We start from the raw sequence: 23,150 nt of genomic DNA on the forward strand, positions 1-23,150 counted from the left end.
GCCCCATGAGCGATCCGCGCAAAGGCCCCGAGGCCGAATCCCAGACCCACTTCGGCTACCAGAGCGTTCCGGAAAGCCAGAAGGCTTACAAGGTCGCGGAAGTCTTCCACTCGGTCGCGGCCAAGTACGATGTGATGAACGACCTGATGTCGGCGGGCATCCACCGGCTGTGGAAGAGATTCACCATCGAGCTCTCCGGCGTGCGCCGCGGCAACCGGGTACTGGACATCGCCGGCGGTACCGGCGACCTGACCAAGCAGTTCGCCCGCCTGGTCGGCCCCACCGGCGAGGTGGTCCTGGCCGACATCAACGATTCCATGCTCAGGGTCGGCCGCGATCGCCTGCTCGACGAAGGCGTCGCCAGCAATGTGCGCTTCGTCCAGGCCGATGCCGAGAAGCTGCCCTTCCCCGACAACCATTTCGACTGCATCACCATCGCCTTCGGCCTGCGCAACGTCACCCACAAGGACCAGGCCCTGGCCTCCATGCTGCGGGTACTCAAGCCGGGTGGCCGACTGCTGGTGCTGGAATTCTCCAAGCCCACCAATCCGCTGGTGTCCAAGGCCTATGACGCCTACTCCTTCGGCTTCCTGCCGCTGATGGGCAAGCTGGTGGCCGGAGACGCCGAGAGCTATCGCTACCTGGCCGAATCCATCCGCATGCACCCCGACCAGCAGACCCTCAAGGCCATGATGGAAGAAACCGGCTTCGCCCGGGTCTCCTTCCACAACATGACCGGCGGCGTGGTCGCCCTGCATCGCGGCATCAAGCCCTGATGGCCCTCGTCACCCAGGCGTTGCTGGCCGCGCTGGAGCGTGGCCTGAATCCGCTGCTGGCGCTGGACCCGGTGGCGTTGCCGCGGCTGGCCGGCCTGACCGGGCGGGTGATCGCGGTGCAGACCCGGCAACCGGCGCTACATCTCTACATCCTGCCCGCGGGTGACGGTCTGCACTTCGCCGCCCATCACGAGGGTGACATCGACTGTACGCTCAAGGCCCCGGCCACGCGCCTGGCCGAGCTGGCCCTGGCCCGCGACAAACAGCGGGTGCTGCACCAGCCGGATGTGCGCCTGGAGGGCGACAGCACCCTGCTGATCGAACTGGCCGACATCCTGCAGAAGCTGGAGCTGGACTGGCAGCACGAGGTCAGTCGCTGGCTCGGTCCGCTGCCGGCCGCGTTGCTGGGCGATCTCGCCCGACGTGGCCAGGCGCTCGGTGAACAGAGCCGTGACAGCCTGCAGCTGACGCTGTCCAACTGGCTGAACGAGGAGAGCCGCCAACTGGTGGGTCGCCTCGAAGGTGAGGCTCGCTTCGCCGAGATCGATGCCCTGCGCCTGGACGTGGATCGTCTCGACGCCCGTCTCGCCCGCCTGGGCACCGCCCGCAACGCCAGGGATAACCCCGACGAATGAAGCTGTTCGCTGCCCTAAACCGCCTGTTGCGGATCTTCTTCGTGGTCATCCGCTATCGGCTTGACGACATCGTCTACGCCCTGCCGCTGCCCTGGTACCTGCGTGCCACCCGCTATGTGCTGCCCTGGCGCTGGTTGCCGCGGCCGAGCAAGACCCTGCCGCGCGGCGCCCGGCTTCGCCTGGCGCTGGAAGGCCTGGGGCCGGTGTTCGTCAAGTTCGGCCAGATCCTTTCCACCCGGCGCGACCTCATGCCCGAGGATATCGCCGACGAACTGATGTTCCTGCAGGACAAGGTCCCGCCCTTTCCGCCGGAAAAGGCCGTGGCGCTCATCGAGTCCCAGCTCGGCGTGCCCATCAAGCAGGCCTTCGCCCGCTTCGATCACCAGCCGCTGGCCTCGGCCTCGGTCGCCCAGGTCCATGCCGCCCAGCTGCGGACCGGCGAAGAGGTGGTGGTCAAGGTGGTGCGCCCCGGGCTGAAGAACATCATCAGCCAGGACATCGCCTGGCTGTTCCTGCTGGCGCGCCTGGCCGAACGGCTGTCCGCCGAAGCCCGCCGCCTGCATCCGATGGACGTGGTCAGCGACTACGAGAAGACCATCTACGACGAGCTGGACCTGTTGCGCGAAGCGGCCAACTCCAGCCAGCTCAGACGCAATTTCGACGGCTCCGAACGCCTCTACGTGCCCCAGGTGTACTGGGACTGGTGCCGCGAGCGGGTGCTGGTCATGGAGCGCATCTACGGCATCCCGGTGACTGACCTGGCCGCGCTGCGCGACCAGGGCACCGACTTCAAGCTGCTGGCCGAACGCGGCGTGGAGATCTTCTTCACCCAGGTCTTCCGCGACAGCTTCTTCCACGCCGACATGCACCCCGGCAACATCTTCGTCAGCACCGCCAAGCCCTGGGATCCGCTCTACATCGCGGTGGACTGCGGCATCATCGGCAGCCTGACCCCCGAGGACCAGGACTATCTGGCGCGCAATCTCTGGGCCTTCTTCCAGCGCGATTACCGCAAGGTCGCCCAGCTGCACATCGACTCAGGCTGGGTACCGGCCAACACCCAGGTCAACGAACTGGAAGCAGCCATCCGCACCGTCTGCGAACCCATCTTCGAGAAGCCGCTCAAGGACATTTCCTTCGGCCAGCTGCTGCTGCGGCTGTTCCAGGTGGCGCGCCGCTTCAACATGGAGATCCAGCCGCAGCTGGTGCTCCTGCAGAAGACCCTGCTCAACATCGAGGGCCTGGGCCGCCAGCTCTACCCGGACCTGGACCTCTGGTCCACCGCCAAGCCCTACCTGGAAAAGTGGATGCGCAAGCGGCTGAGTCCGCCGCAGGTCGCCCGCAACATCCAGCAGCAACTGGAACAGATCCCCCATCTGGCGCAGATGGCCCGCGATACCCTGGAACGCATCACCCAGCCGCATCGCAAGGATCCGCCCAATCCCTGGGGCAGACGCAACGACGACTGGATCGTACGGGTGGTCGGCGCGGTCCTGCTGGTGGGTGCGGCGCAACTGGGTCTCGAACCCCAGCCCCACGCCTGGCCGGCCTGGGCCATGCTGGTCGGCGGCCTGGTTCTGGTGATCAGGCGCTGAACTCCTTAAGCTGTAACCGTCCTGTCTTTTTTATCGGGCGAAATACACGCCCTCAGCCACTGGTGCCCTGCCGCTGTATTCGAGCTGCGTCTTGTGCGAGGCTAGGGCCTGTTTGAAAAGTCGCCGAGCGAAGGTCAGGCAAGGCAAAAATCCGTGAGGAAGCGGAATTTACGTGCGGTAAATGAGCATTCCGAACGGATTTTTAACGCCGCCTGACCGAGCGCAGGCATTTTTCGGACAGAGCCCAGTACCCTAATTCGTAGTATTGAACAGACTCATGAGCGACTGGTTAGACGAGATCCACTGGAACAGCGATGGCCTGGTACCGGCCATCGCCCAGGACCCCACCTCGGGGCGCATCCTGATGATGGCCTGGATGAACCGCGAATCCCTGGCCCTGACCGCCGCCGAAGGCCGAGCGGTCTACTGGTCGCGCTCGCGCAACCGGCTGTGGCGCAAGGGCGAGGAATCCGGTCACGTGCAGCGGGTCATCGAACTGCGCCTGGATTGCGACGCCGACGTGGTGGTGCTGCAGGTGGAGCAACTCGGCGGTATCGCCTGCCACACCGGTCGGGAGAGCTGCTTCTATCGCGTGCTGCGCGAGGGCGAGTGGGCGACCGTCGATCCGGTGGTCAAGGATCCCAGCGCCATCTATGCCGGAGGGCACGGCCATGACTGACACCCTCGCGCGTCTGGCGCAGGTGCTGGAAGAACGCAAGCAGGCCGCGCCGGACTCCTCCTACGTGGCCAGCCTCTATCACAAGGGTCTGAACAAGATCCTGGAAAAGGTCGGCGAAGAAAGCGTCGAGACCATTCTCGCCGCCAAGGACGCCGCCATCAGCCAGCAGTACGACGACGTCATCTACGAGACCGCCGACCTCTGGTTCCACAGCCTGATCATGCTCTCGGCCCTCGGCCAGCATCCCCAGGCCGTGCTGGACGAACTGGATCGTCGCTTCGGCCTCTCCGGGCACGCCGAAAAGGCCGCCCGTACTCAATCCTGACCCCAAGCTTCGCAACGAGGAAAGACCATGGGTATCTTCGACTGGAAACACTGGATCGTCATCCTGCTCGTCGTGGTGATCGTCTTTGGCACCAAGCGCCTCAAGCACCTCGGCTCCGACGTGGGCGAGGCCATCAAGGGCTTCCGCAAGGCCATGCACACCGACGAGGACGACAAGGCCGAACAGCCGACGCCGACCACCAGCACGGCCAACCCGAACGCTCCCCTGAATCGCCCCCAGACCTTCGACGCCGAGCACCGCAAGGTCGAAGAGCCGGTGGTGCGCAAGGACTAAGGCCCCGCCATGTTCGGAATCAGCTTTCCCGAAATGATGCTGGTGGGGTTCGTCGCCCTGCTGGTGCTGGGTCCGGAACGCCTGCCGGGTGCCGCGCGCACCGCGGGTCTGTGGATCGGTCGCTTGAGGCGCAGCTTCAACAGCATCCGCCAGGAAGTGGAGCGCGAGATCGGCGCTGACGAAATTCGCCAGCAATTGCGCAACGAGCATATCCTGTCCATGGAACAGCGCGACAACCGGCCCAAGCCTGCCGCTTCCCCGCCGGAAGTCCAGACACCGCCCGCCGCCGCTGCTCCGCCCATGCCCCAGGACGTGGTTGCCGAACGCCCGCAGGATCCGCCCCAGACGCCGCCAAGAGCACCATGAGCGACAAGCCTTCCGAACACGATGACCAGGAAATGCCCCTGGTCTCGCACCTGACCGAATTGCGCACCCGCATCCTCAGATGCGTGCTGGCGACCTTTCTTATCTTCCTCGGGCTGTTCTACTTCGCCCAGAAGATCTATGCCTTCGCCTCCGAGCCGATCCGCCGCGTCCTTCCCGAAGGCGCGACCATGATCTCCACGGACGTCACCTCGCCCTTCCTCGCGCCCTTCAAGCTGACCCTGGTGGTGTCGCTGTTCATCGCCATGCCGGTGATCCTGCACCAGGTCTGGGGCTTCATCGCGCCCGGGCTCTATCGCCACGAGAAGAAGGTCGCCATCCCGCTGCTGATTTCCAGCATCTTGCTGTTCTACACCGGCATGGCCTTCGCCTACTTCCTGGTGTTTCCGATCATCTTCCACTTCTTCAGCAGCATCACGCCGGAAGGCGCCGTGATGATGCCGGACCTGAACGCCTACCTGGATTTCATCCTGACGCTGTTCTTCGCCTTTGGCGTGGCCTTCGAGATTCCGGTGGCCACCGTGCTGCTGATCTGGATCGGCGTGGTCGACGTCGCCTACCTGAAGAAGATCCGCCCCTACGTCATCATCGGCTGCTTCGTGGTCGGCATGATCCTGACCCCGCCGGATGTCTTCTCCCAGACCATGCTGGCCGTGCCCATGTGGCTGCTGTTCGAGATCGGCCTGCTGTTCGGTCGCTTCGTGCAGAAGCGCGAGCGCCCGCTCAGCGACGAAGACGCCAGTCCCAGCGCCCAGCCGCCCGCCGAACGCCCGTGAATCTGATCCTGCTCGAGGCGGCCGACTTCACGGCCGCTGACCGGGTCGTGCTGCGCGATCCGCGCCGTCTCGCCCATTTGCGCGAGGTGCACCAGGCGGCCGCCGGCGACCGGATGCGCGTCGGCCTGCTGAATGGCCTGATGGGTACCGGCCAGATCGAGACCCTCGATGCCGGCCAGGCCTGCCTGAACGTCACCCTCGACCAGCCACCGCCGGCCAAGCTGCCGCTCACCCTGCTGCTGGCCCTGCCCCGCCCCAAGATGCTGCGCCGGGTGCTGCAGACCGTCTCCGCCATGGGCGTCGCGCGGCTGGTGCTGCTGAACAGCTACCGGGTGGAAAAGAGCTTCTGGCAGACCCCGTTCCTGGCGCCCGAGGCCATCGAGGAGCAACTGCGCCTGGGGCTGGAGCAGGCTCGGGACACGGTGTTGCCGGAGGTGCTGATCGAAAAGAGATTCAAGCCTTTCGTCGAGGATCGCCTGCCCGCCCTCGCCGCGGGCACCCGTGGCCTGGTCGGCCATCCAGGTAGCTATCCGGCCTGCCCTCGCGCCCTCAGCGAGCCCGTGACGCTGGCGATCGGTCCCGAGGGTGGCTGGATACCCTACGAGGTCGAGAAGCTGCAGGAAGCGGGCCTGGCGCCCGTACAGCTCGGTGAGCGCATCCTGCGCGTCGAGAACGCCGTACCCGCCCTACTCGCCCGCTTGTTCTAGCCGGTTCACGGACAAGAAAAAGCCCCGGTGTCTCGCGATACCGGGGCTTTTTCCTGGGCGGAGCGCCGCCTCAGGAGGCGGGCCGCGGACTCATGCTGGCCGGACTGGCCGCGGCATCCGCCGCCGAATCGCTGTGGGAGCGCGGTCGCAGGGTGGCGTAGGCCTCCCGCCAGTTGCGGTGCTCTTCGGCCTTCCAGACCTGCAGGTGCAGTTGCGCCATGCCGTCCGGATCACTGAGCAGACGCCACTGGTCGTCGCCCTTGGTCTTCTCGGGACCGGCGGCCAGTACCCGCGCCACCCGCTCTTCGCGCAGCCGGCGTGCCGGCTCCACCACCTTGCCATGGCGACCGCGGGCCATGCCGATGGCCAGGGCATTGAGCACCGGATCGACCGTGGCGCGCAGGAAGCCCTTGGTCAGGGCGTTGCGGTTGTTCAGGTGCAGGTATTCGTCGGTCGCCACCAGCTCGCGCGGCGGTGCGTACTCTTCCGGAATCAGGAACAGATGATGGCGGCGACTGCCCAGACCCAGGTTGGTCCGACTGGAAATCACCGACACCGGCGCCGACAGGATCAGCGACACCACGATGGGCGACAGCCACCAGAGGAAGCGCGGGTCCAGCCAGGCCACGCCGGCGGTCCAGATCAGGCCGAGCAGCATCTGCGAACCATGGCGACGGAAGGCTTCGCTCCAGGGCGTGTCGTTGTCGTCACGCTGGGGCGAATTCCATTGCACCGACCAGCCGAGGAAGGCGGCCGTCACGAACACCGTGTGGAAGAGCATCCGCACCGGTGCCAGCAGCACCGAGAAGAGCATCTCCAGCATCATGGAGAGGAACAGCCGCAGCCCACCGCCGAATTCCTTCGCGCCCTTGGCGATTATCAGCACCACGCTGAGCAGCTTGGGCAGGAACAGCAGGATCAGGGTGGTGGAGAACAGCGCGATGGCCTGCTCCGGATGCCACTGGGGCCAGACCGGGAACAGCTGGCGGGGCTGGAAGAAGTACTGGGGTTCCAGCAGCTTGTGGATCGCCAGCAGCGCCGTGGACAGCACCAGGAAGAGGAACCACAGCGGCGCCGACAGGTAGGACATCACCCCGGTGAGGAACACCGCGCGGTGCACCGGGTGCATGCCCTTGACCAGGAACAGCCGGAAGTTCATCAGGTTGCCATGACACCAGCGGCGGTCGCGCTTGAGCTCGTCCAGCAGGTTGGGCGGCAATTCTTCGTAGCTGCCCGGCAGGTCGTAGGCGATCCAGACACCCCAGCCGGAGCGACGCATCAGTGCGGCTTCGACGAAGTCGTGGGAGAGGATGGCGCCGGCGAACGAACCCGTACCCGGCAGCGGAGCCAGGGCGCAGTGGTCGATGAACGGCTTGACCCGGATGATGGCGTTGTGGCCCCAGTAGTGGGATTCACCCAGCTGCCAGAAGTGCAGGCCAGCGGTGAACAGCGGTCCGTACACCCGGGTGGCGAACTGCTGCAGACGCGCATACAGGGTATCCATGCCGGACGCCTTGGGCGCGGTCTGGATGATGCCGGCACGAGGATTGGCCTCCATCAGCCGAACCAGGCTGGCCAGGCATTCGCCGCTCATCACGCTGTCGGCGTCGAGCACCACCATGTACTTGTACTGGCTGCCCCAGCGACGGCAGAAGTCGTCGATGTTGCCGCTCTTGCGCTTCACCCGGCGGCGGCGACGGCGATAGAAGATGTGGCCGAAGCCACCGACCTCGCGGCACAGTTCCAGCCAGGCCTTCTCTTCAGCCACGCATTTGTCGGGGTCGTTGCTGTCGCTGAGGATGAAGAAGTCGAAGTGGTCCAGCTCGCCACTGGCACGGACCGACTCGTAGGTGGCTCGCAGACCGGCGAACACCCGCGGCACGTCTTCGTTGGCGATGGGCATCACCAGGGCGGTGCGCGACTGGGGATCGATCGGCTCGGTCCCGGTGGAGCTGGCCGAGATGCTGTACTTGTCGCGCCCGCTGAGCAGTTGCCAGAAGCCCATCAGGGCGGTCCAGAAACCGGCGGATACCCAGCAGAACAGCAGGGCGAAGAGCAGCAGGATGCTGGTCTGCACCACATAGGGCAGGACCTGGCGGATGGATTCGCCCCAGCCCTGGCGGTAGACCTCGCTGAGATCGACCAGCGCCCAGCCCTGATAGGGCAGCACGGCCTTCATGTACCAGGTGGCGATGCCGGTCTGCACCAGCATCAGGATCAGCAGGATGAAGCGCCGGAAGGAACCTACCTTGCGCCAGTGCGCATGGGCATCGGCTTCGGGATCGGGCTGCCAGCGGCTGTGGTCCTTGCGGCCGAGCAGACGCTTCCAGCTCCGCGCCACGGGATTGGTACGCCAGGGATCGGGCACCATCATGGAGCGGGTCATGGGCGGGGTGGCCTTGATGAAGACACGCCCCTGGGCATCGCTGCCCAGCAGCTCGCCGTCGTCCAGCGTCTCGTCCCAACCGGCGGCCAGGCGCGCCTCGGTGGAAGCGATCACCGCGTCGGCGCCCTGGGCGCCCTCGCCGCGGGCACCGGCCAGTTGCCGGTGCAGCGACTCGACGTCGGCCGTCTGGTCCAGCGCCTGCCGCTGCCCGGCGGGCAAAGGCAGGTGTTCGAGGTAGTCACCGGTGGCGGCGACCGAGGTATCGCGGGTGGTGTTATTCATTGGCAGGTAGCTGGTAAGTCCAGGTTTCGCTGAGCGGTTTGTCACCCTGGGCGAGGTTGGCGCGCATTTCCACCGGCTTGGTCTGATCCTTGACCTTGAGTCTCAAGGTCAGGCGATAGCCCTTGGTAACCGGGTTGTAGCGCACAGAGTTCTCGACCAGTTCACCGTTGGCGTCCAGGCTGACCTGGGAGCCGACCTGCGAATCCTCGGGCAGATCGTCGAGATTCGGCCCTTCGAAATCGATGATGTAGGCCAGGCTGCCATCGGTCTGACGGACCAAGTTGGACTGGCGCACGTCACCGGTGGACAGGCGGGTCTGAGAGACCCAGGCCAGGTCCTTGGTGTGCAGGTTGGGTTCGTCGGTGGTGAAGTGCAGGCGATAGCTGACATCGATCGGCTGGCCCTTCTCCGGCAGGGTGTCCGGCGTCCAGAAGGCCACGATGTTGTCGTTGGTCTCGTCCGGCGTGGGGATTTCCACCAGTTCGACATGACCCTTGCCCCAGTCGCCCTTGGGCTCGACCCAGCCACTGGGACGCTTGTCGTAGCGCTCGTCAAGGTCCTGGTACTTGTAGAACTCGTGGCCGCGCTGCAGCAGACCGAAGCCGCGCGGATTCTCGATGGTGTAGGTGCTGACCGAGAGGCGACGCGGGTTGTTCAGCGGACGCCACAGCCACTCGCCGTTGCCGGCGTGGATGGCCAGGCCGTTGGAATCGTGCAGGGCCGGCCGGTAGTTGACCTGGGTGCTCGGCTGGTTGGGGCCGAACAGGTACATGCTGGTCAGCGGCGCGATGCCGAGCTTGTTGACGTTGTCGCGCAGGAACACCTTGGCTTCGACGTCGACGGTGCTGTCCTTGCCGGGGGTCAGCACGAAGCGATAGGCACCGGTGGCCCGGGGCGAGTCGAGCAGTGCGTAGATCACCAGGTTGCGGCGATCCGACTGGGGCTGTTCGACCCAGAATTCGGTGAAGCGCGGGAATTCCTCGCCGGACGGCAGCGCGGTGTCGATGGCCAGACCGCGGGCGGACAGGCCATAGACCTGGTTCTTGCCGATCACGCGGAAATAGCTGGCGCCGAGCATGGTCATCAGCTCGTCATGCTTGTCCGCCTTGTTCAGCGGATAGAGCACCTTGAATCCGGCGAAGCCGAGATCCTTGAGCTGGGCCTGGTCGATCTGCAGGTTGCCGAAGTTGAACATCGAGGGATCGTATTTGATCTCTTCGACGTTGTTGGCGGTGACCTCGTTGATCTTCACCGGCACGCTGTAGTGCATGCCCTCGTGATAGAAATTCAGCCGGAAGGGGGTCTTGGCGTCCTTCCAGTAGGCCTTGTCCTGATTGAAGGTGATCTGCTGATAGTCGGCATACTTCATGCCGCTGAAGGATGCGGGCAGGTTGCTCTTGGGCGCGACGAATTTCTGGCCGGAGAGTTCTTTGGCCTTGGCGGCCACGTCGTCCAGGCTGAAGGCCAGGGCCTGGGCACTGAACAGACCTAGTGCGACGGAGAGCCCGATCAGGGCGAAGCCCTGCTTGCCCGGCTTAACTTTGGAATGAGATAACACGCAGCCTCCTAAATCAGCGTACGAATACGTTTGGCGACGGGTAGTCGCGAAACGGATAGGCAGTGGTCCGACTCCCCCAAGGGTCAATGATTCCCCGGTTGGACGACCGTTCAAACTCGAACTGCGCAATCATAGACACTTGGCAGGGCGCTGTAAGGGGCGCCCTCACTAAATCGACAATAAAAATGTCACCGGTCCATCGTTGACCAGGCAAACCTGCATGTCGGCGCCGAAGCGCCCGGTCGCGACCTCGGGATGCAGATCGCGGGCGAGGCCTACCAGGTGACCGAACAGTCGCTCGCCCTGGGCCGGCGGCGCAGCGCTGGAAAAGCTCGGCCGCCGCCCGCTGCGGGTATCGGCGGCCAGGGTGAACTGGGAGACCAGCAGCAAGCCGCCGCCGACATCCTGCAGGGACAGATTCATGCGCTGCTCGCCGTCGGCGAAGACCCGGTACTCCAGCAGCCGCTTGAGCATCCGGCCACAGGCCGCTTCGTCATCCGCGGGCTCGATGCCGACGAAGACCAGCAGCCCCGGGCCTATGGCGCCGACCGTTTCTACCTCGACCTCGACGCTGGCGCGGATGACCCTCTGCAGCAGCGCCTTCACTCGGCCTCCTGGGGCAGATCGAGCAGCTGGCGGGCGATCTGGTCGGTCGCCCGCACCAGGGCGTCGCAGATACCGGGCTCGCTGGCCGCATGACCGGCGTCGCGGATGATCTGCAATTCGCTGCCCGGCCAGGCGTGGTGCAGGGCCCAGGCATTGTCCAGGGGGCAGACCATGTCGTAGCGGCCGTGCACGATCACCGCCGGGATATGGGCGATGCGGGGCATGTCGCGCAAGAGCTGGTCGGGCTCGAGGAAGGCATCGTTGATGAAGTAGTGGCACTCGATGCGAGCGATGGCCAGGGCATGCTCGCTGAATTTTTCCAGCACGTCGGGATTCGGCCTCAGGGTCACCGTACGGCCCTCCCAGCAGGACCAGGCCCGGGCGGCGGACATCTGCGCCAGTTCGTCCGGACCGGTCAGGCGGCGATAGTAGGCCTGGATGAGATTGCCGCGTTCCTCTTCGGCGATGGGATGCAGGTAGTCCTGCCAGAAATCGGGAAAGAGCCGGCTCGCGCCTTCCTGATAGAACCAGTGCAGATCCACCGGGCGACAGAGAAAGATGCCGCGCAGGACCATCGCCTTGACCCGTTCGGGATGGCGCTGGGCATAGGCCAGGGCCAGGGTGGAACCCCAGGAGCCGCCGAACAGCACCCATTGCTCGATGCCCAGGTGCTCGCGCAGGCGCTCGATGTCCTCGACCAGGTGCCAGGTGGTGTTGTTCTCCAGGCTGGCATAGGGGGTGGAGCGACCGCAGCCGCGCTGATCGAAGGTGACGATGCGATAGAGATTGGGATCGAAGAAGCGCCGGCTCAGGCGATCGCATCCGGAGCCGGGTCCGCCATGGATGAACAGCACCGGCAGACCGTCGGGCGAGCCGCTCTCGTCGGCATAGAGCACATGGGGGGCTTCGACGGCCAGCTCGTGGCGGGCGTAAGGCTTGATTTCCGGATACAGATTCAGCATGTCGCGCTCCGCGGGGCAGGGTCGGCCCCTTCATCATAGACCTGCACCTTACCGGGTTTCCACGCTGCCCGGGCTTGCCTCGCATCCAGCGGCACCCGCACCATCGACAGCCCGTCGCCAAGGAGATCGCCATGTCCCGTGCCAAGCTGCAGTTGCTGCTGATCGATCCGCAAAACGATTTCTGCGACCTGCCGGGGGCGGCCCTGCCGGTGCCCGGTGCGGTGGCCGGGCTGCAGCGTGTCGCCGCCCTGATCGAACGCCTGGGTGCCCGGCTCACCGGGGTCCGGGTGACCCTGGATTCCCATCAGCCACTGCACATCGCTCATCCGCATGGCTGGCAGGATGCCCAGGGCCGACCGCCGGCGCCCTTTACCCAGATCAGCGAGGACGAGGTGGCCAGTGGTCGCTGGCAGACCCGCGATCCGGCCGAGCGCGCCCGCGCGCTGGCCTATGTGCAGGCCCTGGAAGCCGGAGGTCGCTATCGCCTGGTGATCTGGCCGGAGCACTGCCTGGTGGGTGGCTGGGGCCATGGAGTCCAGGAGGATGTCCACCAGGCGCTCAATGCCTGGGGACGGCAGCAGGGACGCCTGGTGGAATTCATCGCCAAGGGTGGCAATCCCCACACCGAACATTATTCGGCGCTGCGCGCCGAGGTCCTGGATCCGGCGGACCCGGGCACCGCGGTGGATGCCGGACTAATCGCCCGGTTGCAGGCCGCCGACACCCTGCTGGTGGCGGGCGAGGCGCTTTCGCACTGCGTGGCCAGCACCCTGCGCGATCTGCTGGAGTTCTGGCCGCGAGAACGGCGCCAGGACCTGGTGCTGCTCACCGACTGCAGTCATTCGGTGCCGGGCTTCGAAGCCCAGGGCGAGGCGTTCCTGGCCGAGATGCGTGCCGCCGGCATCCGCCTGGCGACCTCGACGGACGCGCTCTAGCCCGTCCGTACGCTGCCCTACTTGATCTCGTAGAGACCGGTGTAGGTCGCCGAAGCCAGCTGGTTGAGGTGGATCATGAAGCGGCCGACCGCATTGGTCGCGTCCGCCGGCACCGGCAGCTGATCGACCTTGAGCGCATGCAGCTGGAAGATGTAGCGGTGCGGATTGTCGCCCTTGGGCGGCGCCGCGCCACCGAAGCCGCGGGTGCCGTAGTCGTTGATCAGCTGCAGGGCGCCGGCCGGCAGGCCCGCGCCGTCGGCGCGACCGGCGTCTTCCGCCAGGCCCTGGGTGCCGACCGGGATATTGACCACCACCCAGTGCCAGAACCCGCTGCCGGTGGGGGCATCCGGATCGTAGACGGTCAGCGCCAGGCTCCTGGTGTCGGCCGGCAGATCGGACCACTGCAGCGCGGGCGAAACGTTCTCGCCGTGGGCGCCGAAATCGGCCACGTCGAATTCGTGGCGCTTGGGCATGAAGGCGTTATCGGAAAAGGCGTCGGTCCAGAGTTTCACGGGGGTGCTCCTGAGGCCTAGGGCATGTGGGCGTCGGTCTCGCGCCAGACCAGACGATTGAGGTTGTAGCCTTTCTCGCGAGCGATACGCAGCAGCTTCTCGCTCTGCGCCGCGGAGATCTCGGGCTTGCGCGCCAGTATCCAGAGGTACTTGCGATCCGGACTGCCGACCAGGGCGGTCTTGTAGTCGTCATCGACATAGAGGATCCAGTAGGGTCCCTTGGCGATGTTGGGCAGGACGCCGCTGAACCAGGTGTCGAAGCGCACTTCCAGGCGATCGGTCACGCCGGGCTTGAGCGGGGTAGCGGTGCCCGTGGCTTCCTCCACCTTGCCGTCCAGGGTACGGCAGCGGTTGAACACGGCGACCGAACCATCGGCCATGACGTGATAGTTGGCTTCGGACTGGGCGCACTTGCGCTGGAAGAACATCGGCAGTCGCGCCACCTCGTACCAGTGTCCCTGGTAGCGCTGCAGATCGACATTGCCCGCGGTGAGCGGCGGGACCTCGCGCGGCCCGCTGGCGCAGGCCGCGAGCAGTCCGACGGCACCCGCCAGCAGGATAATCTTGGTAGAGGTTTTCATCGCAGACCCTGCCCGGCGAACATCGCCACCTTATCGTTGAGATACTGCACGCTGATGAAGGAGCCGCGATCGCCCCAGGTACAGGTGGTGACGCCCAGGGCGCCCGCGCATTCCGTGGGCGCACCCAGGACCTGCTCCACCTCGGCCTTGGTCTGACCGGCCTTGAGCCGGGAATAGTTTTCCTGATTGACCTTGCCACAGCCGGCAATGAGCAGACTGCCCACCAGCAACAGCGCCATGCGCCCCTTCATACCTGCCTCCTCCATCCTGACGGCAAGGCTATAGAGCCCGCCCGGCCGCCAGGGTTCGCTTCGTCAGCTGGCGAGATAGGAGGAGCGGGTCAGACCCAGGCGCATGGCGTCGAGGAACTGGGTGCGCTCGCGGGCGGTGAGGCGCGCGCTGGCGACCTTGTCGCGGTAGTAGGTCATCAGCTCCTCGGGCGAGAGGTGCACGTACCTGAGCATGTCCTCGATGGTGTCGTGGGTCTCGATGCCGCCGTGGCGCACGCTGCCGTCGGCGTCCTGGTAGACGTTCACCGAGTCGGTGTCGCCGAACAGGTTGTGCATGTCGCCTAGAATCTCCTGATAGGCGCCCACCAGGAACACCGCCAGCAGATAGTCCTCGCCCTCGCGCACCTCGTGCACCGGCAGGCTGGTCTCGATGCTCTGCTCGTCGACGTACTGCTTGATCTTGCCGTCGGAGTCGCAGGTCAGGTCCTGCAGCACGGCACGGCGCACCGGCTCCTCGTCCAGGCGGGTCAGGGGCACGATGGGCAGGATCTGGTCGATGGCCCAGGTGTCGGGCAGGCTCTGGAACACCGAGAAGTTGCAGATGTACTTGTCGGCCAGCTTGTCGTTGAGTTCGTCGAGGACCTGGCGGTGGGAGCGCTGGCGGGCCTTGAGCTGGTTGTAGAGGCGGCGGCAGATGGCGAAGTAGCACTGCTCGGCCAGCGCCTTGTCGCTCAGGCTCAGGGTGCCGGAGGCGTACTGGGCGGCGGCTTCGCTGACGTACTGGGTGGCGCGCCAGTAGGTCTCGGTGACCATCTCCGGATCGGTGTCGCCGAGCAGTTCGGCCAGCCACTGCACCACCTCGGCCTTGCCTTCGAAGCGCTCGCTGGCCGGCACGCTGTCGTTGTGGCGCTCGACGTCGGTGACCTGCATCACCAGCATGGCGTGGTGGGCGGTCATGGCGCGGCCGCTTTCCGAGAAGATGTTCGGATGCGGCAATTCCTGCTGGTCGCAGAATTCCTTGAGCATGCCGACCACGGTACCGGCGTAGTCGTCCATGTCGTAGTTGATCGAGCTGGCGTTGCGCGAGTGGGTACCGTCGTAGTCCACGCCCAGACCGCCACCGACGTCGATGTGATCCAGCGGCAGGCCCAGGGCGCGCAGCTCGGCGTAGTAGCGGATGGCCTCGCGGAAGCCCTGGCGGTAGTCGGCCAGATTGGCGATCTGCGAGCCCATGTGGAAGTGCAGCAGGCGCACGCCCTGCTCCAGGCCGGCGGCGCGGAAGCGCTCGATCACCGACAGCAACTGGGCAGCGGAGAGACCGAACTTGGACTTCTCGCCACCGGTGTCGGCCCATTTGCTCGACGCCAGGGACGACAGCCGCACGCGCAGGCCGACCTGGGGCGTGACCTTGAGCTCGGCCGCCTCCTCGATCACCAGCGGGACCTCGGATTCCTTCTCGATGACGATGAAGACGCTGTGACCCAGCTTCTGGCCCATCAGCGCCAGGCGAATGAATTCGCGGTCCTTGTAGCCGTTGCAGACGATGGTGCCGCCCTTGGGCGCCAGCGCCAGCACCGCCATCAGCTCGGGCTTGGAGCCGGCTTCCAGACCGATGGAGACGTCGCGGGTGGCGATGATGTTTTCCACCACCGCTTCCTGCTGGTTGACCTTGATCGGATAGAGGGCGGTGTAGCGACCCTGGTAGTCGAGGCGCTCGATGTTGCGATCGAAGGCGCCGGTCAGGTGGCGCACCTGGCCCTGAAGAATGTCGGGGAAACGCACCAGCAGCGGCAGCGACAGCCCCGCTTCGCGCAGCTGGCCGACCAGCACATGGAGGTCGATCGGCTGGCCGTCCGGGCCGTGGGGACGGACTTCGACGTTGCCGGCATCGCTGATGGCGAAGTAGCCGGCGCCCCAGTGGCGAATACCATAGACGCTGCGGCTGTCCGCCACGGTCCACTGGCTGCCGTCATCTTTGCGCGTGCGTCGTGGGGACATTCGCGGGAATCTCCTGTAGGGAATCTTGCTTTGGATGGACCGCCGCCAGGGGCGGTAAGTTGTACGCGGGGGCTGGAAGGCCTGGCCTAGCCGCCCGACCGCTTGGTCTTGAAGCCGCGTTTTTCGAGTTCGCCGAGCAGCAGGTCGACATGGTCGCCCTGGATCTCGATGACGCCATCCTTGAGCGCCCCGCCGGTGCCGCAGCGGCGCTTGAGCGCGCTGGCCAGGTCCTTGAGCGCTTCCTCGTCCAGCGGGACGCCGCTGACCGTGGTCACCGTCTTGCCGCCGCGGCCCTTGGTCTCGCGCCGGACCCGGGCGATGCCATCACCGATCGGCGCCGGTGCCTGGGGTTCTTCCGGACGAATGCGGCCGACGTCGGTGGAGTACACCAGCCGGCTGAGATCCGACAGCGACGAGGTTTTCTTGCTCAAGGGACGGTCCTCCCAGTCTGGTTCAGACGCCGGGCGCCTGGAGGAAACCTTGGATGCAGCGCCGACCGGCACGGGCCGCGCTGGTCCGGGGCCGCGCAATGTAGCAGCATCGCCCGCGGATGCTAAGGCGCGAATGCGAGAAATTAAGGCAGGGATGCGACATCCGCCCGGCTGAGAGCCAGGCGCAGGGCCTCCAGCGAATCCGGGCAATAGGGGCGCTGACGAGCCTCGTCGAGAATCGCCGCCGGAGCCAGGAAGCGCGCCTCCAGTACCTCTTCCGGCTGCAGCCGCAGCGGGCCGCTCCAGTGGGCGCTGAACACGCCGCCCCAGAGGCGATTGCCCGGCTCCTCGAAATAGAAGGTGCCGTGCTCGCGCAGGGGCACGCCGCTGACCCCCAGTTCCTCGGCCAGCTCCCGGGCCGCCGATTCCGCATAGCTTTCGCCCGGCGCCACCATGCCGCCGGCAGCCACGTCCCAGTAGCCCGGGTAGAGCGCCTTGCTCAGGGTGCGCCGGTGCACGCAGAGTTCGCCGCTGTCGTTGAACAGCAGGATGAAGGTGCAGCGACCGATCAGGCCGCGGGCACGCAGTTCTGCCCGTGGCAATTCACCCTGGATGCAATCGTCGCGATCGACCCAGACCACCCGTTCCCGGTCGGAGGCGGCGCGATGCGCCGCTTCGCGAGCGTCAGGCGTCATCAGCCCTGTTCCAGCAACTGGCGCAGGTCGATGATGGCGGCGTTGGCGCGGGAGATGTAGTTGGCGATCACCAGCGAATGGTTGGCCAGGATGCCGAAGCCGCTGCCGTTGAGGATCATCGGACTCCAGACCGGCTGCTGCGCCGCTTCCAGTTCGCGAATGATCTCGCGCACGTTCACCGTGGCGTTCTTCTTGGCCAGGGTGTCGGCGAAATCCACCTCGATGGCGCGCAGGATGTGCGACAGCGCCCAGGCCTGACCGCGGGCCTCGTAGAAGACGTTGTCGATCTGCAGCCAGGGCGTCTCGACGCGCTGCTCGTGCACCTCCGGCACCTGGCCGGCGGGGATGTCCTGGTTCGGCCGTACCTCGGCGTCCAGACGCACCCGGCCGACGCTGGCGGACAGGCGCTGGGACAGCGAACCCAGGCGGGTCTCGACGTCACCCAGCCAGTTGCGCAGGTTGTCCGAGCGCGAATAGAAGTAGGCGGTGGGCTGGCCCTGGGTGTTCTGGCCACCCAGGCGCGCCAGGTAGCGATCCAGGGAAGCGATGCCGGCGCGGTATTCCGACTCCGACGAGGGCATGGCCCAGCTGTGGTTGTCGAAGTTGAAGCGCGGCTCGGCCTGGGCCAGGTCGACGTCCTCGGTGGACTGCGACTGGGAACGGGCGAAGTCCTTGCGCAGGGCGCGCGCCAGATCGCGGGTCTGCACCAGCACGCCGTATTCCCAGGACGGCATGTCGTCGAGCCAGAGGCCCGGCGGGAAGATGTCGTTGGAGAGATAGCCGCCCGGCTTGTCCAGCAGGGTACCTGCCACCTGCTTGAGGGTCTCGACCGTGGTGTAGCCGAGCACCAGCTTGCGACCACTGGCCGCAGCCGCCTCCTGGGCATGCTGCTGTACCGGGAAGAAATCCGGTTCGCGACTCCAGTACCAGCCTATCGCCAGGGTGACCAGCAGGTAGAGCGCGATCAGCACTGCCACCAGCCGGAGCCATCCCGACCTCAAGTTCCACTCCCGCATGGGCAATTCCTTGCAATGATTTCAAAGATGTTGGCGCTTGGACCCCCGCCCGCGACGCCGGTTGCGCCGCCACCGCCAGCAGTGCGGGCGCCATGCGCCTGGGCAGCCGCTTCCGAGACTAGGGTAACAGGCGACGGACGCTACTCCAGAAGCGACCGACAGTGTCCATGCGAGCGGCATAGCCGCCGCTAACCAGGGTACCGCCTCTCCCCTGCCAGCCAGCAATTGGTAGCATAGGGCCACCACCTCAAGAATGACGGAACAATTCGTGAGCGAACCAGATGATCCGAGCCGGGACCGCCTCAAGCTGCACTTCGCGCAACGGGTCATCCACCAGTCGCGCCAGGTGCTGGAGATCTGGCAACGGCTGCAACGAGACGAGTGGACGGCCGGCAGCCTGGTCGAGCTGACCGACGCCAACGCGCGCCTGCTGCAATATGCCAAGCGCTTCGAGCAGCAGGGTCATGCCGAACTCGCCGAGGCCATCGGCGCTTCCCTGGCCCAGGTCACCGCCAATCGCGGGCGCCTCAACAGCCAGGCCATCACCGAACTCAGCCAGGCCATGCAGAGCCTGTCGCGCACCGGGCTGCGCCAGGGCGACCAGCTGGAGACCACCAGCCTGCCGCCGCTGCGCAAGCCGATCTACATCGCCCTGCTCGACGGCGAGCGCGCCGAGCGCCTGGCGCAGCAGATGGAATACTTCGGCGTCACCATCCAGATCATCCACAGTGCCGACGACTTCCGCGCGATGATGGACAGCCGCCACCCGGCGGTCATCGTCATGGACGTGGACTTCGGTGGCGCGGGCACCGGCATCCAGCTGGCGCTGGAGGCCCAGACCGGTCTGGAGCGCAAGCTGCCGGTGCTGTTCTACAGCCACCAGGAAGCCGACACCCCGTTCCGCCTGGCCGCGGTACGTGCCGGCGGCCAGGAGTTCTACACCGGCACCCTGGATTCGGCGCGGCTGCTAGAAAAGATCGAGACCCTCACCCGCACCGTCTACTACGACCCGATCCGCGCCCTGGTGGTGGACGACTCCCGCGCCCAGGCCATGGCCACGGAAATGGCGCTCAACAGCGCCGGCATCGTCACCCGCACCCTGATGCAGCCCGGCGCGGTGATGGCGCACCTGGCCGAATTCGTGCCCGACCTGATCATCCTCGACATGTACATGCCGGAGTGCACCGGCACCGAGCTGGCCAAGGTCATCCGCCAGCACGAGCGCTACGTCAGCGTGCCCATCATCTATCTGTCGGCCGAGGACGACCTCGACAAGCAGCTGGACGCCATGAGCGAGGGCGGCGACGACTTCCTCACCAAGCCGATCAAGCCGCGCCACCTGATCGCCACGGTGCGCACCCGCGCCGCCCGGGCGCGCAGCCTGCAGGCGCGCATCGTCCAGGACAGCCTCACCGGCCTGTACAACCACACCCACACCCTGCAACTGCTGGAAGACGCCTGCTTCCGCGCGCGGCGCAGCCAGCGGCCGATCACCTTCGCCATGCTGGACATCGACCATTTCAAGCAGGTCAACGACCACTACGGCCACCCCATGGGCGATCGGGTGATCAAGAGTCTGGCGCTGTTCCTCAAGCAGCGCCTGCGCAAGTCCGACCATATCGGCCGTTATGGCGGCGAGGAATTCGCCATCGTGCTGCCCGATACCGACCTGGCCACCGCCACCCGCCTGATCGACGAGATCCGCCAGCGCTTCGCCGAGATCCACTATCCGGCGCCGCCCAAGGAGCTCAGCTGCACCTTCAGCGCCGGCGTGGCGCAGCTGCAGCCCGGACAGGAGATGCCCCTGCTGGCCAAGCAGGCGGACGAAGCCCTCTATGCCGCCAAACATGCGGGACGCAATTGCGTGCGCCAGTACCTCTAGCCAGACCAACCGGATGCCTCTGCTATGATCGGCCGCTGCCGATCGCCGAGAAGCCCATGCGTGTCCTGCTGTTCCTGCTCACCCTGCTGCTGACCCTGCCCGCCACCGCCGGCCTGTTCGATGCGCCGCGCCCGGCGGCCGCGCTGGGCCTGGACGGTCAGCGTCCCAGTCAGCAATTCCTGCCGGTGGATCAGGCCTTTCGCCTGGAGCAGCGGCGCGACGCCGAGGGCCGCCCCCAGGTGCGCTTCACCATCGCCGAGGGCTATTACCTCTATCGGCAGCGCTTCGCCTTCGACGCCGACCCCGGCCTGCTGACCGCGCCGGTGGCCCTGCCGCCCGGCGAGCCCAAGCACGATGAGTGGTTCGGCGACGTCCAGGTCTATCACGCCGGCGTCGACATCCCCCTGCCCCTGGCGCCCGACCGCGGCGGCCAGATCAGGGTGACCTACCAGGGCTGCGCCGATCGCGGTCTCTGCTACCCGCCGGAAACCCGCACCCTGGATATCGCCGGTCCTGCGGCCGCCGCCGCGGCGAGCCCGGCGGTCACCGCCGCCACCCCCGACCAAGTGGGCTGGAACCGGATCCTGCTGGCCTTCCTCGCCGGCCTGGGACTGACCTTCACCCCCTGCGTCCTGCCGATGCTGCCCATCGTCTCGGCGGTGGTACTGGCCGGCAAGGCGCGCCCGGGACGTGGCCTGCTGCTGGCGCTGGCCTACGTGGTGCCCATGGCCCTGAGCTTTGCCGCCCTGGGCGCGCTCATGGGTGTCTTTGGCGCCAGTCTCAACCTGCAGGCGCAACTGCAGTCGGCCTGGGTACTGATTCCCTTCGCGGCGCTGTTCGCGCTGTTCGCCCTGGCCATGTTCGGCCTCTTCGAACTGCGCCTGCCGGCGGCCCTGCGCGAGCGCCTGGAGCAGCTCGCCAGCGGCACCCGCGGCGGCTCCCTGGGCGGCGCGGCCACCCTCGGCGTGCTCTCCAGCCTGATCGTCTCGCCCTGCGTCTCGGCGCCCCTGGCGGGCCTCCTGCTCTATATCAGCAGCACCGCCGACTGGCTCGGCGGCGGCCTGGCGCTGTTTGCCCTGGGCCTGGGCATGGGCGCCCCGCTGATCCTCATCGCCGCCGGCGGCGGCGCCCTGCTGCCACGCAGCGGCGCCTGGCTGGTGGGCATGCGCAATGCCTTCGGCGTCCTGCTGCTGGCGGTGGCCCTGTGGCTGCTCGAACGCCTCCTTCCGGGACCCCTGGCGCTGGCGGCCTGGGGCCTGCTGGCCGCCGGGGTCGGGTTGTTCCTCGGCGCCCTGGACTTCGTGCCCAAGCCGCCCCGCCAGCGCCTGGCGCAACTGGCGGGCCTGGCCCTGGTGGTCTATGGCGCGGCCGCCGGCATCGGCGCCCTGCGCGGTGCCAGCGATCCCCTGCGGCCGCTAGGTGACTCCGCGGTACCCGCGGTGGCTGCCCGCGCGGAGGTCATGCGCAGTCTGAGCGATCCCGCCGCCCTGGCGAGCAGCCTCGGCAGCGGGCGACCGCTGCTGGTGGACGTCTATGCCGACTGGTGCATCAGCTGCAAGCTGATCGAGCGCGAGGTGTTCGGCAACCCCGAGATCCAGGCGCAATTGCGCGACTTCACGCTGATCCGTTTCGATATGACGCAAAGCAGCCGGGAACAGCGCCAGTGGCTGGAGCAGCACGGCCTGTTCGGCCCGCCGGCGATCCTGTTCTACGATGCAGGAGGCCGGGAGCAGGCCAAGGCGCGCATCGTCGGCGAAATCGACGCCGCGGGCTTTCTCGCCCGACTCGACGAAGCAAAAAGGCTTATCACCAGCGATTAAAAGAATTTCGCCCAACGTGCGGGCATTTCCGGCAAACGTCTAGCGACTGGACAGTCACCTCCGGTTGCGGCATAGTCCGCGGCCAATCTGGTTGCGAAATCGCGAGGCAAGTGGCTATGGCGCATCTGCTGGTACTGCACGGGCCCAACCTGAATCTTCTGGGCACCCGCGAGCCGGGCGTCTACGGCGCCACCACCCTGGCCCAGATCAACGCCGACCTCGAAGCCCGCGCCGCCGCGGCGGGGCATCGCCTGCAGTCTCTGCAAAGCAACGCCGAGCACCTGCTGATCGAACGCATCCACGCCGCGCGCGACGAAGGGGTGGATTTCATCCTGATCAATCCGGCGGCCTTCACCCATACCAGCGTCGCCCTACGTGACGCCTTGCTCGCGGTGAGCATCCCATTCATCGAAGTGCACCTGTCGAACGTGCACAAGCGCGAAGCCTTCCGCCACCACTCCTATTTTTCCGATGTGGCGGTCGGTGTGATCTGCGGGCTCGGCGCCAGTGGCTATCGCCTGGCGCTGGAAGCCGCCTGCGAACAGCTCGCCGCCCGCGGCTGAGCGCGACCCAATATCCAGAACATCACCTGAACCCGAGGGGAGAGCCAACGCCAATGGACATCCGTAAAGTCAAGAAACTGATCGAGTTGCTGGAAGAGTCCGGTATCGACGAGCTGGAAATCCGCGAAGGCGAAGAGTCCGTCCGCATCAGCCGCAACACCGGCCGCAACCAGGGCATGCAGACCGTCTACGCCGCCGCGCCCGCGCCGGTCGCCGCTCCGGCTGCCGCTCCGGCCGCCGCTGCGCCTGCTACCGAGGCCGCCGCTCCGCAACTGACCGGTAACGTGGCTCGCTCGCCCATGGTCGGCACTTTCTACCGCGCGTCCTCGCCCACCACTCCGGCCTTCGTCGAAGTCGGCCAGCAGGTGAAGAAAGGCGACATCCTGTGCATCGTCGAAGCCATGAAGATGATGAACCACATTGAAGCCGAAGCCAGCGGCACCATCGGCCAGGTGCTGGTCGAGAACGGTCAGCCCGTCGAATTCGACCAGCCGCTGTTCACCATTGTCTAAGCCCGTGGAG

The 23,150-nt window shown here is 66.3% G+C and carries 25 protein-coding genes; 14 read left to right on the forward strand and 11 right to left on the reverse strand.

Annotated elements, in window-relative coordinates; genetic code table 11:
* Positions 1-5 precede the first annotated feature (5 nt).
* The 9 genes from ubiE (at position 6) to FHR73_RS20515 (ending at position 6,171) form a co-directional block, all read left to right on the forward strand.
* Positions 6-776 (forward strand): bifunctional demethylmenaquinone methyltransferase/2-methoxy-6-polyprenyl-1,4-benzoquinol methylase UbiE, encoded by a 771-nt coding sequence (gene ubiE, locus FHR73_RS20475; protein ID WP_183633718.1) that lies wholly within the window; start codon positions 6-8, stop codon positions 774-776.
* The gene (locus tag FHR73_RS20480) at positions 776-1,411 is read left to right on the forward strand and encodes an SCP2 domain-containing protein (RefSeq protein WP_183633720.1); all 636 of its coding nucleotides are present in this window, start codon (positions 776-778) and stop codon (positions 1,409-1,411) included. Before ubiE ends, FHR73_RS20480 begins: the two co-directional genes overlap by 1 nt.
* Positions 1,408-3,006: a ubiquinone biosynthesis regulatory protein kinase UbiB gene (gene ubiB, locus FHR73_RS20485; protein ID WP_133861505.1), complete on the forward strand. Its 1,599-nt coding sequence runs from the start codon at positions 1,408-1,410 to the stop codon at positions 3,004-3,006. Before FHR73_RS20480 ends, ubiB begins: the two co-directional genes overlap by 4 nt.
* Before the next feature lie 277 nt (positions 3,007-3,283).
* Positions 3,284-3,685: a phosphoribosyl-AMP cyclohydrolase gene (hisI, locus tag FHR73_RS20490; protein WP_183633723.1), complete on the forward strand. Its 402-nt coding sequence runs from the start codon at positions 3,284-3,286 to the stop codon at positions 3,683-3,685.
* Complete coding sequence (locus tag FHR73_RS20495) at positions 3,678-4,010, forward strand: phosphoribosyl-ATP diphosphatase (protein ID WP_007161606.1); 333 nt, start codon at positions 3,678-3,680, stop codon at positions 4,008-4,010. The genes hisI and FHR73_RS20495 overlap by 8 nt, the downstream gene beginning before the upstream one ends.
* Before the next feature lie 27 nt (positions 4,011-4,037).
* The gene (locus FHR73_RS20500; protein ID WP_059230854.1) at positions 4,038-4,304 is read left to right on the forward strand and encodes a twin-arginine translocase TatA/TatE family subunit; all 267 of its coding nucleotides are present in this window, start codon (positions 4,038-4,040) and stop codon (positions 4,302-4,304) included.
* A 9-nt stretch (positions 4,305-4,313) separates the two neighbouring features.
* Positions 4,314-4,670, forward strand: a complete 357-nt coding sequence (gene tatB, locus FHR73_RS20505) for a Sec-independent protein translocase protein TatB (RefSeq protein WP_183633725.1) — start codon at positions 4,314-4,316, stop codon at positions 4,668-4,670.
* Positions 4,667-5,464 carry a twin-arginine translocase subunit TatC gene (gene tatC / locus FHR73_RS20510; RefSeq protein ID WP_183633727.1) on the forward strand — a complete coding sequence of 266 codons (798 nt, stop codon included), beginning with the start codon at positions 4,667-4,669 and terminating at the stop codon, positions 5,462-5,464. Before tatB ends, tatC begins: the two co-directional genes overlap by 4 nt.
* Positions 5,461-6,171 carry a 16S rRNA (uracil(1498)-N(3))-methyltransferase gene (locus FHR73_RS20515; protein WP_183633728.1) on the forward strand — a complete coding sequence of 237 codons (711 nt, stop codon included), beginning with the start codon at positions 5,461-5,463 and terminating at the stop codon, positions 6,169-6,171. The genes tatC and FHR73_RS20515 overlap by 4 nt, the downstream gene beginning before the upstream one ends.
* A 70-nt stretch (positions 6,172-6,241) precedes the next feature.
* Here FHR73_RS20515 and mdoH read toward each other — a convergent pair whose 3' ends face one another.
* The 4 genes from mdoH to pip form a co-directional block, all read right to left on the reverse strand.
* Complete coding sequence (gene mdoH / locus FHR73_RS20520; RefSeq protein ID WP_183633731.1) at positions 6,242-8,839, reverse strand: glucans biosynthesis glucosyltransferase MdoH; 2,598 nt, start codon at positions 8,837-8,839, stop codon at positions 6,242-6,244.
* Positions 8,832-10,352: a glucan biosynthesis protein G gene (locus FHR73_RS20525; RefSeq protein ID WP_221191664.1), complete on the reverse strand. Its 1,521-nt coding sequence runs from the start codon at positions 10,350-10,352 to the stop codon at positions 8,832-8,834. The genes mdoH and FHR73_RS20525 overlap by 8 nt, the downstream gene beginning before the upstream one ends.
* A gap of 213 nt (positions 10,353-10,565) precedes the next feature.
* Positions 10,566-11,003 carry a D-aminoacyl-tRNA deacylase gene (gene dtd, locus FHR73_RS20530; RefSeq protein WP_183633733.1) on the reverse strand — a complete coding sequence of 146 codons (438 nt, stop codon included), beginning with the start codon at positions 11,001-11,003 and terminating at the stop codon, positions 10,566-10,568.
* Positions 11,000-11,965 (reverse strand): prolyl aminopeptidase, encoded by a 966-nt coding sequence (pip, locus tag FHR73_RS20535; protein ID WP_183633735.1) that lies wholly within the window; start codon positions 11,963-11,965, stop codon positions 11,000-11,002. The genes dtd and pip overlap by 4 nt, the downstream gene beginning before the upstream one ends.
* A gap of 131 nt (positions 11,966-12,096) precedes the next feature.
* Between pip and FHR73_RS20540 the strand changes: the two genes are divergently transcribed.
* Entirely contained in the window at positions 12,097-12,900 is an 804-nt protein-coding gene (locus tag FHR73_RS20540) for a hypothetical protein (RefSeq protein WP_183633737.1), read from the forward strand.
* A 17-nt stretch (positions 12,901-12,917) separates the two neighbouring features.
* On the opposite strand, the gene FHR73_RS20545 is transcribed toward FHR73_RS20540, so the two are convergent.
* The 7 genes from FHR73_RS20545 to FHR73_RS20575 all read right to left on the reverse strand — a co-directional run bounded on the left by FHR73_RS20545 (position 12,918) and on the right by FHR73_RS20575 (position 18,363).
* Positions 12,918-13,412 (reverse strand): YbhB/YbcL family Raf kinase inhibitor-like protein, encoded by a 495-nt coding sequence (locus FHR73_RS20545; RefSeq protein ID WP_311630621.1) that lies wholly within the window; start codon positions 13,410-13,412, stop codon positions 12,918-12,920.
* A 17-nt stretch (positions 13,413-13,429) separates the two neighbouring features.
* A complete protein-coding gene (locus FHR73_RS20550; protein ID WP_183633739.1) occupies positions 13,430-13,993 on the reverse strand; it encodes a lipocalin family protein in 564 nt (187 codons plus the stop codon).
* A complete protein-coding gene (locus FHR73_RS20555) occupies positions 13,990-14,244 on the reverse strand; it encodes a hypothetical protein (protein ID WP_183633741.1) in 255 nt (84 codons plus the stop codon). Before FHR73_RS20555 ends, FHR73_RS20550 begins: the two co-directional genes overlap by 4 nt.
* 63 nt (positions 14,245-14,307) lie before the next feature.
* Entirely contained in the window at positions 14,308-16,221 is a 1,914-nt protein-coding gene (gene speA, locus FHR73_RS20560) for an arginine decarboxylase (protein ID WP_133861519.1), read from the reverse strand.
* An 86-nt stretch (positions 16,222-16,307) separates the two neighbouring features.
* Positions 16,308-16,652 (reverse strand): translation initiation factor Sui1, encoded by a 345-nt coding sequence (locus tag FHR73_RS20565; RefSeq protein WP_183633743.1) that lies wholly within the window; start codon positions 16,650-16,652, stop codon positions 16,308-16,310.
* Positions 16,653-16,795: 143 nt separating this feature from the next.
* Positions 16,796-17,347: an NUDIX hydrolase gene (locus FHR73_RS20570; protein ID WP_183633745.1), complete on the reverse strand. Its 552-nt coding sequence runs from the start codon at positions 17,345-17,347 to the stop codon at positions 16,796-16,798.
* Positions 17,347-18,363, reverse strand: coding sequence for a DUF2333 family protein (locus FHR73_RS20575; RefSeq protein WP_158890967.1), 1,017 nt, complete (start codon positions 18,361-18,363; stop codon positions 17,347-17,349). Before FHR73_RS20575 ends, FHR73_RS20570 begins: the two co-directional genes overlap by 1 nt.
* Before the next feature lie 268 nt (positions 18,364-18,631).
* Between FHR73_RS20575 and FHR73_RS20580 the strand changes: the two genes are divergently transcribed.
* The 4 genes from FHR73_RS20580 to accB all read left to right on the forward strand — a co-directional run bounded on the left by FHR73_RS20580 (position 18,632) and on the right by accB (position 23,140).
* Positions 18,632-20,245 carry a PleD family two-component system response regulator gene (locus FHR73_RS20580; protein ID WP_311630625.1) on the forward strand — a complete coding sequence of 538 codons (1,614 nt, stop codon included), beginning with the start codon at positions 18,632-18,634 and terminating at the stop codon, positions 20,243-20,245.
* 56 nt (positions 20,246-20,301) lie between these two features.
* Complete coding sequence (gene dsbD / locus FHR73_RS20585; RefSeq protein ID WP_183633749.1) at positions 20,302-22,065, forward strand: protein-disulfide reductase DsbD; 1,764 nt, start codon at positions 20,302-20,304, stop codon at positions 22,063-22,065.
* Between the two features lie 116 nt (positions 22,066-22,181).
* The gene (gene aroQ, locus FHR73_RS20590) at positions 22,182-22,628 is read left to right on the forward strand and encodes a type II 3-dehydroquinate dehydratase (protein WP_183633751.1); all 447 of its coding nucleotides are present in this window, start codon (positions 22,182-22,184) and stop codon (positions 22,626-22,628) included.
* Between the two features lie 53 nt (positions 22,629-22,681).
* Positions 22,682-23,140, forward strand: a complete 459-nt coding sequence (gene accB / locus FHR73_RS20595; RefSeq protein WP_183633753.1) for an acetyl-CoA carboxylase biotin carboxyl carrier protein — start codon at positions 22,682-22,684, stop codon at positions 23,138-23,140.
* Positions 23,141-23,150 lie beyond the last annotated feature (10 nt).

This window comes from Pseudomonas sp. AS2.8 (assembly GCF_014190935.1).
In the GTDB taxonomy this organism is placed as follows: Bacteria; Pseudomonadota; Gammaproteobacteria; order Pseudomonadales; family Pseudomonadaceae; genus Chryseomonas.

Bases quoted from the DNA above. Each gene is read 5' to 3' on its own strand.
- FHR73_RS20480 (WP_183633720.1), top strand. From the start codon at position 776: ATGGCCCTCGTCACCCAGGCGTTGCTGGCCGCGCTGGAGCGTGGCCTG.
- accB (WP_183633753.1), top strand. From the start codon at position 22,682: ATGGACATCCGTAAAGTCAAGAAACTGATCGAGTTGCTGGAAGAGTCC.
- ubiB (WP_133861505.1), top strand. From the start codon at position 1,408: ATGAAGCTGTTCGCTGCCCTAAACCGCCTGTTGCGGATCTTCTTCGTG.
- hisI (WP_183633723.1), top strand. From the start codon at position 3,284: ATGAGCGACTGGTTAGACGAGATCCACTGGAACAGCGATGGCCTGGTA.
- FHR73_RS20570 (WP_183633745.1), bottom strand. From the start codon at position 17,347: ATGACGCCTGACGCTCGCGAAGCGGCGCATCGCGCCGCCTCCGACCGG.
- tatB (WP_183633725.1), top strand. From the start codon at position 4,314: ATGTTCGGAATCAGCTTTCCCGAAATGATGCTGGTGGGGTTCGTCGCC.
- FHR73_RS20555 (WP_183633741.1), bottom strand. From the start codon at position 14,244: ATGAAGGGGCGCATGGCGCTGTTGCTGGTGGGCAGTCTGCTCATTGCC.
- pip (WP_183633735.1), bottom strand. From the start codon at position 11,965: ATGCTGAATCTGTATCCGGAAATCAAGCCTTACGCCCGCCACGAGCTG.
- tatC (WP_183633727.1), top strand. From the start codon at position 4,667: ATGAGCGACAAGCCTTCCGAACACGATGACCAGGAAATGCCCCTGGTC.
- aroQ (WP_183633751.1), top strand. From the start codon at position 22,182: ATGGCGCATCTGCTGGTACTGCACGGGCCCAACCTGAATCTTCTGGGC.
- FHR73_RS20575 (WP_158890967.1), bottom strand. From the start codon at position 18,363: ATGCGGGAGTGGAACTTGAGGTCGGGATGGCTCCGGCTGGTGGCAGTG.
- dsbD (WP_183633749.1), top strand. From the start codon at position 20,302: ATGCGTGTCCTGCTGTTCCTGCTCACCCTGCTGCTGACCCTGCCCGCC.
- FHR73_RS20500 (WP_059230854.1), top strand. From the start codon at position 4,038: ATGGGTATCTTCGACTGGAAACACTGGATCGTCATCCTGCTCGTCGTG.
- ubiE (WP_183633718.1), top strand. From the start codon at position 6: ATGAGCGATCCGCGCAAAGGCCCCGAGGCCGAATCCCAGACCCACTTC.
- FHR73_RS20550 (WP_183633739.1), bottom strand. From the start codon at position 13,993: ATGAAAACCTCTACCAAGATTATCCTGCTGGCGGGTGCCGTCGGACTG.
- FHR73_RS20495 (WP_007161606.1), top strand. From the start codon at position 3,678: ATGACTGACACCCTCGCGCGTCTGGCGCAGGTGCTGGAAGAACGCAAG.
- speA (WP_133861519.1), bottom strand. From the start codon at position 16,221: ATGTCCCCACGACGCACGCGCAAAGATGACGGCAGCCAGTGGACCGTG.
- FHR73_RS20540 (WP_183633737.1), top strand. From the start codon at position 12,097: ATGTCCCGTGCCAAGCTGCAGTTGCTGCTGATCGATCCGCAAAACGAT.
- mdoH (WP_183633731.1), bottom strand. From the start codon at position 8,839: ATGAATAACACCACCCGCGATACCTCGGTCGCCGCCACCGGTGACTAC.